This is a genomic window from Methylocystis suflitae (assembly GCF_024448135.1).
GTDB lineage: Bacteria > Pseudomonadota > Alphaproteobacteria > Rhizobiales > Beijerinckiaceae > Methylocystis > Methylocystis suflitae.
Window position 1 is genome coordinate 1 of record NZ_JAMRYX010000015.1, and the last position, 658, is coordinate 658.

Genomic DNA, 658 nt, shown 5'->3' on the forward strand with positions numbered 1-658 from the left:
ACTGCGCCAGCCGCCGCCCAGTCGCAGGAACCCAAGCCGAAGGCTCAGAGCGCCAAGACGGCGCCCGCGCAAGGCGCTGAGACGCCGCCCGCGCCGGCCGCGGAGCAGAAGGGCGCCGATTTAACAACTGCGCCTCCGGCGGCGACAGCCGATAAGTCCGGCGACAAGCCGGCCACTTCGGCTCCGCCAGAGCCCAAGTCGAACGAAGCCAACGCCAGGACGCCGGCGCAAGCCACCCAGGAGCCGCAGCCAACAGCCGAAAGCTCAGCTAAGCCGGCGCCGACCGCTGCAGAAAAGGCTCCGGACTCTGGCGCGGCTCCTTCGGCGCAGGCCGCCAAGGAAACGCCCGCTGACAAGTCGGCGTCGGATTCGGCGTCTGGGGAGCCGAAAGCTGAGCCCGTTAGCGCGCCGCCACAAGCGCAAGCGACGCAGTCGCAGCAAGGCCCTGAAAGCCCTCCCGCGACGCCGACGGCGGTCTCGACGGATCATGCGCCAAGCGCGCCGCCTCCGGCTGAGCAGATCGCCGAAAAGCCCGCCGCTCCTTCGCCAAGCGTCTCCACACCTGCCAAGCGCGCAGCGGCCGCCCGCGCCGCCGGAGGCTCCTCGCGCCGGGCGATCGTCCCGCCGTCAGGCTCGAGCGGCACGACGGTCGTGACCC

The 658-nt window shown here is 71.7% G+C and carries 1 pseudogene; it reads left to right on the forward strand.

The features are described 5' to 3' along the window. A pseudogene (locus NEI07_RS00950) lies at positions 1-658 on the forward strand (hypothetical protein); the annotation flags it as partial.